Genomic DNA, 8,534 nt, shown 5'->3' with positions numbered 1-8,534 from the left:
GGCTTTGTTGAATAAATCAGAGTCAGGCGACAGGATAGCTCCCGCCGGTACACCCGTTATGCGATCCGGATGCTGTCCGGCATCCCCAACAGCGTCATCCGGTTCAGCGCTTTGACCATCGCCATTGCTTCACCCACCTGCGCGTCATAGTCCCGCAGGCTCAGATGAGCACCCAAGAGCGTTTTGAACCGGAACATGGCCGTTTCTGCCACTGAACGCCTGTGATAACCCACTTTCTTTTTCCAGACGTCATTGCTGCCGCTCAGATGCTGATTTGCCACGGCGTGGTTACGTTCATGGTACTTGTCGGGCCAGTATTGCGCACCACTTCGTGGCGGAATGAGCGGCCTGATTTTTTTCCTCAGCAAAGCATCATGGCAGTAACGGGTATCGTAGGCGCCGTCTGCTGAGGCTTCCCTGATTTTCCGGTGGGTCTGGTTAATCAGCACCGGCAGTGCCTGTGCATCTGTCGTTCCGCTGAGCGATAAATCGGCACAGATAATCTCGTGCGTCGCACTGTCTGCGGCCAGATGGAGCTTGCGCCACACTCTGCGTTTGTCGGCCCCATGCTGCCTGACTTTCCATTCACCTTCACCGAAAACCTTCAGGCCTGTACTGTCGATGACCAGGTGCGCGATTTCACCCCGGGTTGGCGTCTTTATGTTGATGTTGACGGTCTTTGACCGCCTGCTGACCAGAGAGTAATCCGGGCAGCACAGCGGCAGAGCCATCAGCTTAAAAATCGAGTCAACGAAGCCCTGTAATGCCCGGAGCGACAGGTTGAACACGCGCTTCATCATCAGAACCGTGATGACAGCCATATCGGTGTAGTGAAGCGGACGGCCACGCCCTTCGGGCTGTGTACTGTCAGTCCATGCTGCAATGGCTGACTCATCAAGCCACACAGTGAGTGAACCGCGCTGCCTGAGTGCGTTGTTGTAGGCGGACCAGTTAGTGATTTTAAACTTTTGCTTTGCCATGGGGATCCAATGCTGAAACGACTGTATCGATCAGATCCGCTAATCACCTAAAAGTTCGATTTATTCAACAAAGCCCCGTGGAGCCTTTATTATTGCTGGCAGATGTAAGTAAGATCAGCAGGCATACCCGGTACTAAATACGTCCAGCAAAACCGCATAGCCAATTACTGGTATTTTGCAATTAAATCAAATTGTTACATTCACAAGCCCTCCTGTACATTCAGAAGGGCTTTTTTATTATCGGTTATCAAGGAGATCGTTATGAATTGCCCAAACTGTGGTTCGTCCAACGCACAGCTGCGTCACGTAGGAAGAAAAATAGGAAGTGGGATTGGTGCGATTGCGGGTGGAATGGCTGCATTTGAAGGTGCTTCTGCTGGAGCATTGATTGGTTCAGCTATTCCGCTCGTTGGAACACTCGCAGGAGGCATTATCGGTTTGATTATTGGTGCAGGAAGTGGGGCAACTGTCGGTGCCATTGCAGGTGAATCTCTCGATGGAACCGTTTTTGATGAGTACCACTGCCCCCTATGTGAACTCACATTCAATGTGCAGTAGTTTACTATGACTCGACGATGCCCTGGATGAGGACATTCGGGCATCGTATTTTCGAGTAATAGAAAACGCGTTGTAAATAATTACCACTCTCATTAAGCAATGAGGTTCTTAATGCCGAATACTAAAATAGCACAAAAAGCTTAGTGTCATAATTATGTCGGAATCTGATAGTAAAACGGAGCCAGAACGACACTCACAGCAAGCGTGAAGATATTTAACCTTATGTTTATATTGTATAAATTAATGCTTAGAGGCAGAAACCATCGTATTACACTCCCTATCGAAACGTGCTGTTTTGTCAGTGATGTGTCGATTTAATTTATTAATAAAAATATCGCCACTTTTTGTAGCAATCACTATTTCCAATATCAAAACATCCCGATAACATCCCAACGAACTGAGAACCAATACAGACAGGTGACAATATGCGAGAAAGACAAACAATAGGATCACGGATGATCTCCATAATTCTTGAATTTCACCAATCAGGTGCAACAGATACATTAACACTCAAGGATAAATTTAATGTCTCAGAAAGAACTATTCACCGGGATCTTAACAGACTTGAGCCAATGATAGTTAAGACAAGTGGAGGTGTGTATTGTTTATCAACACCCGTAAAGAACGTACTCAATAAGGTCATTCCTAAACCGGGAATATCTTAATCAACTGAAATATAAACCACATACACGTTAATAAAGTTCATGAGATAAGTGATTAAAGTAATTCACACCAAATAAGTATACTTTTAAATAATCACCATTTCGTTAAATGTAACTCTTTATAAGTAGACAATAAACAGGATCTGGTACATGCGCCATACAAAATTAATCATATTTATCCCTGCCATTTTATTTATTCTAAGTGGTTGTGACTCACAGGAAAAACGTGAGTTTATAAATTCATGTAAGCTAAGCATTCGTAATAGTGATGCTTGTGAGTGCTCGTGGGACAAAATGACCAAAAAACATGAACCAAAGCAGCTTAAGGATATTGGTGAAGGACGTATTCGTGCCCCTGCCGGATTTCAACAGGAAATGGCAGGAATAATGCAGCAATGCTTGATTAAATAACTAAAACATCGCAATAACAACATACGGAATCATTGTACTATGTCATCACTATTTTTAAAATGCATTGGTGTTTCATTCATAATTTCTTCAATTATTACTTTACTCAATGTTTTTCTGGCTACTGGAGTAATAAACAGTTTTTGGAATGGTGTTCACTTTTGGTTCTGGATGATGACGGGACCCGGAATAGGAATTTTTTTAGGTACTTTATTTCGTCAGTTCTTAATGCCAGATGCCATTTACACCAGTGGGGGAGTCTCTGGTTTACTCAAGGCTAAAATTTTCTGGACAATAGGACCACAAAGCATTGGTTGGTTATTAGGTGTACTTACTATTGCAAAACAACTTAATTAACATTTAGTTTTCGTGATAATCAAATCATCGCGTAAACACGTATGCTATTCATAAGGAAAGAAGAAAACAAATGAAGGTGTCTAAAAACATCATTAAATCAGCAGTTGTTTCACTATCACTGATTATAGTAAGTAACACCGTATTCGCAACAACTAACACCTCTGTAATGCAATGTACGTTTAAGAACGGTAAGATGGTACAGTTAATTAAACAAGGTGATAACCTTATCTATGTTTATGGAAAACTTAATGCTACAGCAGAAGCTATAATTCCGACTCAAGCTGATGGTAACACATCAGTCAAATATGCTACCAGTTCAGATAGCCATATGGCAACCAATTCATATTACCGTTTTGTTAAAGGTGATTATAGTTATGTGGTGCTTAATGCTGATGGTCATATGGATGGGTTTAATGGGACTGCTTTAGGGGTATTTAAAGGCACTAAATTAATCCAGGTTAGCAAATGTAAACCAGATACTGTTAAAACAGCACCTGATTTTAGCTGGACCCAACAAGTATTCCCTAGAGTTGGTGATGACAGTAACAGCACTATCTTATTCGATAGTGAAATGATGATGAAAATTAATAACCAGTAATCTTGCCAAGAGTACTTACGTGCGCATTACAATTATTTAAGTCGAATCCAATACAAAACCACTATTAGACCAAGGTTATAATCATGTCGTCCTTTATTAAATCATCTCTAATCTTTATCAGTATTTTCTCATTCATCCATAATGCTTACCCGGCAGAAGTCCCTCCAAGCAAATGGGCTTATAATTCAGACAATTCCACCTCAACCAAATCTATATTTAGTTTACCTATTGGAGATGGAGAGTTAGTCATGACGTGTAATGCTGATACTAAGGAAACCTATTTCATTTATCAGGATGATAATAATCACTACACCGGTGGACAGTTAGAAAGTTTAAATATAACTGTAAATAACACTATCACTGGCACTGACGTTAAGCGCTCAGTTGCGTTTGATAAGTCTTATACCTTTGAAAAATTGTTTAAAACAATTGATTATGGTGATGGCGGAGTTATAAGGTTAGTCTTAAGTGATAAAACTGTAGAAGCTTACGTACTTAACAATATTCATGAAACATTTACAGAAGCTAATGCCGCCAATTGCATAAACAACAAATTAAACTAAATAACCCTACAAATACAGTCAATCAACTTAAGGCTGATTGGCTGTATAACTTTTTTAAAGAGATATTAACGTGAAAAAACTAGCAATGCTAATGCCTTTACTGTTGTTACAAGGATGTAATGACGACACTATAAATCAAGTAAAAAATTATGTTTATGATTTTGATACATCTATGTCAGTGGACAATGCTTTGGATCACCGAAGTATATGCACTGATACAGAATGGACATCCTTTAAAGATGAAAGAGGACGAATAATTGTAGAGTATCAGTGTGATCTTGCAGGTGTTAATGGATATTCTGAACTAACCAGAAGCCAAACACTAGATACGCTAGCAATTCCATTATCAAAATATCAAGAAGTCGCGGACGAAATTAAAAAGAAAAAAGAAGATGACATTAACATATTAAAGCTCGGACCAGAAATAAAGACATACATGGATAGTAATAATTTAACTACAGTATACAAAGATTATACCAACAATTACTATACGTCCATTCTGGATGATACAGGAGCTATATTCCATTCGATATTGTCAGATATAAACACTAACGAGCATGATTCTGGCAGGACAGATGACATGGCTACCTTGAATAAAATAAGGACTTACTTCCTTAGTAAAGGAATAAATACCGGAGAAAAAGAATCAAAAGCGATGATTTTTACAACAGGACAAAATGGAGGATATGAATCTATGATCGAGTTGTATTCAAATAATGATAAAAATGGGGTTAATAAAGCATATGCAAATGTTAAAAATATAGAATCAAGAATTCAATCAATAAAAAATTATCAAAATGCTAAATCAGTAAAACAACTTTTCCAATGGAGCATCGTAAAAGGTCAGCCCCCAACTTTGGTGAATAGTTCCTTTGATGTTGAATTTGACAACGGTAAACATCAGCAATATCAATTCAAAGATTACATTAATGATTACACAATATTAAAAATGGCTTATGCGAATTCAGAATCCACATATACGGATCTTGCATTAAGGAGTAAAGTACCTGTGTGGCCTTTTGGTCAATAGAGCACGAACCTAAACGCTATCTTGCATAATGCCACGTATTGAAATTGGTCGCTCATACGTGGCATTATAAATAATTAAAGGGTCATACTTAAAAATCATCCAATATTCACACTTCCCCCGCCAATCAATACTCCACCACAACTAACGGCATCGTTTGTTCGTGCGGCAGGTCTTCCATCAATAAAGACACTTGAGGAACCTCCATTGATTATTCGATTATGTCCATGTGATATTAGAGTATCGCCTTTGCGTGCTAATGGTTTATTATCAACATTAACAGTAGGAGATCCCGAATTTATCAATGTCGGTGAATGGTTATCATGTCCCGTATCTTTATCACCAATATTTACAGCATTTCCCATATCAAACCCCATTCATCTTATTTATTAATTATAGCTTCAGCGAACCAATTTAACCTGCCCATCAATGATAGAGAAATAAGGAGCATAACCAAAAACAGCAGTACCTGTTGAATCTTTAAATTTTAATGGTGAGTTTTGATAATAACCCACCCCCATACGGAATAAATACCCATTTTTATACGTTATTAGTTTATACTGACTCCAGTCGATTGGAACAGGTGTTAATGACTTATCAAGTACATGCTCAGGAAAGTCTGTAGAAACAAACATAACTCCTGTCGTCGTTCCTTCGGCATACGCCATTTCTTGAGTAGAAATTTGACTGATTTTTTTCAGACCATCAATATCTCTGTTGTACATCATCCACCAGATGTTTTCGTATGCTTTCCGTATCATTGGTAGATCTCTTTCAGTCACTGGAGTGCCTTTTGTCCATTCCCATCGTGGTAAATCATGAACGATCAAGTTACTACTGAGTTTATACATACCGTAATCTTTTTGATTCTTTGTATACCCTTCAAAAATCTGTGAATTAAATTGACTTCCGTTATAATTCAAAGAATTCTTTGCTGTAATTTCTCCCTTTTCATTTACGCTTAATTTGAAACTAGCAATTTTAGTACTCCTATCTTTGGTATCCTTGCTGACTGTTACTTCACAGGATGAATCTGGATATAGCGTTTTTGGATCTTTGTAGATTTGTGGTCCCATTAGTAATTCGATCGTGTTATTACCATTAGATAAAAAGGCAGTTGAGTTAAAACCAGCTGACATAACCCCTTGTACTGCTTTACTAGTATCAAGTGCCTGAAGGTTATTAACACGTAAGCCACATGAACTCTTATAAGTTTTAAATGTAAAAAAAATCTTCTCATTTATCATTTCGCTAGCCTTCACTGTGCAAGTAAAAAAAACAAGTAAAATACAAAAACCACTAAAAAATATTAACCCTAGCTTTTGAATCCTGCTTTTCGAGTTTATCATGTATCCTCCATTCTTTTTCTTCACTTTTATTATTTTCAGTTTTATTACTTGGTTCTTCACCACCAAGCCAACCATCATCATGATTATTGACGACATCATTAGGCTTCGACAGACCATATGTGTAACTTACATATACTTTAGCGGTCACACCATTATGATAAAGCACTAAATCTAGTTTATCTTTATCCGTGTGATTAGCTTCCAGCCCCACAAAACCTTCAGCTACAGATTGACCGCCAATTTCCAGTGCACCACTCGCTACATAAAACCGGGCTCCTGCCCTGAAGTTTACATCGAGCGTTAATGATAATTTAGCTGCTGTATCTTCATCGTACTGCCATTTCCATTCATTTTTAGCATCCGACACATAGCCCAGCGTTAACTTAATCTCACCTTCAACGACTAAATTAAATTTTCCATCAGCAAATACGGCATTTTCGCCTTTATCATATCCTCCTTCCCCTGACTGTAAATTCTCACGAATGGCTGCCAGCAACATATCCTGATGATACCAGGCAGCAAAGGCCTGTAACAAATCCAGTGTTATACTTACGCCAATAAGAGGTGCCATTCCAAATGACACCTGTCTTTCCATATATAACTCTGTGGTGTTTTCATCTTCCTTTAATTCACCACTACCTTTAATTTCAATTTCAGGATATTTTATTTCTGTACTAAGCAGCTTTATCTTCGCATCACTGCCTTCATTTGTAGAAAAGGCTTTCGTCAGCATATCCATCGTCTCACTGGCTTTATCCACCAGCGATATCGATTTTGCCTTGCGCTTAAACTCCTGTTTCAGCGTTGATGAATAATCATGGGTAGCACTCCCGAGTTTACAACTCAGCTTTCCTTCTGCTTCAAGTTTGTCAGTGATGCCGTATTCAGGTAATTTCGTCCACCCTCTGTGTCCACGTTGACTTTTACCCTGAGCTCTATTCTCTGCTGTCTGCTGTTTCTTACGCTCCGCCTGGGAATAATGCTCGACTTCATGCTCCAGCCCAATGCTCACGTCAGCTTCCCACGAAAACCCAGGAAACACATTAATCGTTGTCCACAACACATCACGCGGGGCAAGATTAAACAAATCTGACACACCGTCCATGAAGTTCAGCGATGTATTAACAAAAGGGTATCCTTTACATTCGCCTACACGAAGAATATATTCTTTCTTCGGCAAAATATCACGAACCTGTTTCGTCATAAGGTAGTCAACAAGAAAATCAATGGAGTCCGTTCCTTTGAAGAAATCGGCTTTCTTTTCATTAAAATGAACCGTATACGCAGTTACTCCTTTTTGTAATACATATACAGATTTATTGTCTTCAGTGTTGTAAATAATGCCCCGAGGGCATGCGCTTTTGTTTGAAACACAACCTTTATCTACCAGCGTCATTGATAAAGGAACCCCTTTATTATCTTCATCAATCACATCCACTGACGAGATAAAGTTAGCCTGCTTATAGGTAAACGTTCTGTCCCCGGCTTTCAGGATAAACATATGGATACACGTATCCGGATTTTTACAGTTACAGATCGGTGAACCTGCTTTTAAACTAATCATAGTCTTCCTTTACATTACAATGGGATATAGCCAAGTTCACGAAGCAATAGCGTCTCTGCTTTAATCGTACCGTCTTCACCCGAATTACTTAGTACGTTTTTGAATCCCTCAGGCCATTTCTTCATTGACAGATATCCCCGCTGATGAAACAACCGGAATAAACCCAGAATGCTCCGCTCATCGTCTATACCCTGTTGCTTCAGCCAGTGATATATTTCACCTGTTGCTTCAGCATCTGCTGGCTCGCCATTCGCTTCTGACCAGCTGTTTATCTTGCTCAGCAGCGTTTCAACATAACGCTGTTCAAACAAATACGTCAGCTTATCAAGCTGCTCCTGCGATATTTGCAGCATTTTTCGCCGTGACCCACTCTGTGAATGAAAGGCTTTCCTCAACTCAATAAAATGCTCACGACGTTCTTCACCCTGCCAGTACGTTGTAATCGCATTTATCGGCCCGAGAAATGAA

The 8,534-nt window shown here is 39.5% G+C and carries 11 protein-coding genes and 1 pseudogene; 7 read left to right on the top strand and 5 right to left on the bottom strand.

The window, feature by feature from the left end:
• Positions 1-56 precede the first annotated feature (56 nt).
• Positions 57-980 carry an IS5 family transposase gene (locus ADK28_RS17670; protein ID WP_048795946.1) on the bottom strand — a complete coding sequence of 308 codons (924 nt, stop codon included), beginning with the start codon at positions 978-980 and terminating at the stop codon, positions 57-59.
• Between the two features lie 261 nt (positions 981-1,241).
• On the opposite strand from ADK28_RS17670, the gene ADK28_RS30275 reads away from it, so the two are divergent.
• The 7 genes from ADK28_RS30275 (at position 1,242) to ADK28_RS31660 (ending at position 5,156) form a co-directional block, all read left to right on the top strand.
• A complete protein-coding gene (locus ADK28_RS30275) occupies positions 1,242-1,538 on the top strand; it encodes a hypothetical protein (protein ID WP_075202101.1) in 297 nt (98 codons plus the stop codon).
• A 425-nt stretch (positions 1,539-1,963) separates the two neighbouring features.
• A complete protein-coding gene (locus ADK28_RS33545) occupies positions 1,964-2,203 on the top strand; it encodes a DeoR family transcriptional regulator (protein WP_082172312.1) in 240 nt (79 codons plus the stop codon).
• Between the two features lie 147 nt (positions 2,204-2,350).
• Positions 2,351-2,611 (top strand): hypothetical protein, encoded by a 261-nt coding sequence (locus ADK28_RS31670; RefSeq protein WP_075202099.1) that lies wholly within the window; start codon positions 2,351-2,353, stop codon positions 2,609-2,611.
• A 39-nt stretch (positions 2,612-2,650) separates the two neighbouring features.
• Positions 2,651-2,965: a hypothetical protein gene (locus tag ADK28_RS30260; protein WP_075202098.1), complete on the top strand. Its 315-nt coding sequence runs from the start codon at positions 2,651-2,653 to the stop codon at positions 2,963-2,965.
• A 70-nt stretch (positions 2,966-3,035) separates the two neighbouring features.
• Positions 3,036-3,563 carry a hypothetical protein gene (locus ADK28_RS31665; protein WP_152929725.1) on the top strand — a complete coding sequence of 176 codons (528 nt, stop codon included), beginning with the start codon at positions 3,036-3,038 and terminating at the stop codon, positions 3,561-3,563.
• Positions 3,564-3,646: 83 nt separating this feature from the next.
• Complete coding sequence (locus ADK28_RS17665; protein WP_152929724.1) at positions 3,647-4,126, top strand: hypothetical protein; 480 nt, start codon at positions 3,647-3,649, stop codon at positions 4,124-4,126.
• A 70-nt stretch (positions 4,127-4,196) separates the two neighbouring features.
• Positions 4,197-5,156, top strand: coding sequence for a hypothetical protein (locus ADK28_RS31660; RefSeq protein WP_152929723.1), 960 nt, complete (start codon positions 4,197-4,199; stop codon positions 5,154-5,156).
• Between the two features lie 95 nt (positions 5,157-5,251).
• Here the strand turns inward: ADK28_RS31660 and ADK28_RS30255 are convergent, their stop codons facing one another.
• The 4 genes and pseudogenes from ADK28_RS30255 to ADK28_RS32220 all read right to left on the bottom strand — a co-directional run.
• Positions 5,252-5,518 carry a PAAR domain-containing protein gene (locus tag ADK28_RS30255; RefSeq protein ID WP_075202102.1) on the bottom strand — a complete coding sequence of 89 codons (267 nt, stop codon included), beginning with the start codon at positions 5,516-5,518 and terminating at the stop codon, positions 5,252-5,254.
• A 36-nt stretch (positions 5,519-5,554) separates the two neighbouring features.
• The gene (locus ADK28_RS30250; RefSeq protein ID WP_343286295.1) at positions 5,555-6,400 is read right to left on the bottom strand and encodes an IdsF; all 846 of its coding nucleotides are present in this window, start codon (positions 6,398-6,400) and stop codon (positions 5,555-5,557) included.
• 52 nt (positions 6,401-6,452) lie between these two features.
• Positions 6,453-8,066 (bottom strand): hypothetical protein, encoded by a 1,614-nt coding sequence (locus ADK28_RS17660; RefSeq protein WP_065426258.1) that lies wholly within the window; start codon positions 8,064-8,066, stop codon positions 6,453-6,455.
• 14 nt (positions 8,067-8,080) lie between these two features.
• A pseudogene (locus ADK28_RS32220) lies at positions 8,081-8,534 on the bottom strand (DUF4123 domain-containing protein); the annotation flags it as partial.

Origin of the sequence: Serratia sp. 506_PEND (genome assembly GCF_001076875.1) — a bacterium.
In the GTDB taxonomy this organism is placed as follows: Bacteria; Pseudomonadota; Gammaproteobacteria; order Enterobacterales; family Enterobacteriaceae; genus Serratia; species Serratia marcescens.
This window is presented reverse-complemented; position numbering and strand designations above follow the sequence as displayed.

What these genes read in the sequence shown, in the direction of transcription:
- ADK28_RS30275 (WP_075202101.1), top strand. Translation starts at nt 1,242, where the DNA reads ATGAATTGCCCAAACTGTGGTTCGTCCAACGCACAGCTGCGTCACGTA.
- ADK28_RS17660 (WP_065426258.1), bottom strand. Translation starts at nt 8,066, where the DNA reads ATGATTAGTTTAAAAGCAGGTTCACCGATCTGTAACTGTAAAAATCCG.
- ADK28_RS33545 (WP_082172312.1), top strand. Translation starts at nt 1,964, where the DNA reads ATGCGAGAAAGACAAACAATAGGATCACGGATGATCTCCATAATTCTT.
- ADK28_RS17670 (WP_048795946.1), bottom strand. Translation starts at nt 980, where the DNA reads ATGGCAAAGCAAAAGTTTAAAATCACTAACTGGTCCGCCTACAACAAC.
- ADK28_RS30250 (WP_343286295.1), bottom strand. Translation starts at nt 6,400, where the DNA reads ATGATAAATGAGAAGATTTTTTTTACATTTAAAACTTATAAGAGTTCA.
- ADK28_RS30255 (WP_075202102.1), bottom strand. Translation starts at nt 5,518, where the DNA reads ATGGGAAATGCTGTAAATATTGGTGATAAAGATACGGGACATGATAAC.
- ADK28_RS31665 (WP_152929725.1), top strand. Translation starts at nt 3,036, where the DNA reads ATGAAGGTGTCTAAAAACATCATTAAATCAGCAGTTGTTTCACTATCA.
- ADK28_RS17665 (WP_152929724.1), top strand. Translation starts at nt 3,647, where the DNA reads ATGTCGTCCTTTATTAAATCATCTCTAATCTTTATCAGTATTTTCTCA.
- ADK28_RS30260 (WP_075202098.1), top strand. Translation starts at nt 2,651, where the DNA reads ATGTCATCACTATTTTTAAAATGCATTGGTGTTTCATTCATAATTTCT.
- ADK28_RS31670 (WP_075202099.1), top strand. Translation starts at nt 2,351, where the DNA reads ATGCGCCATACAAAATTAATCATATTTATCCCTGCCATTTTATTTATT.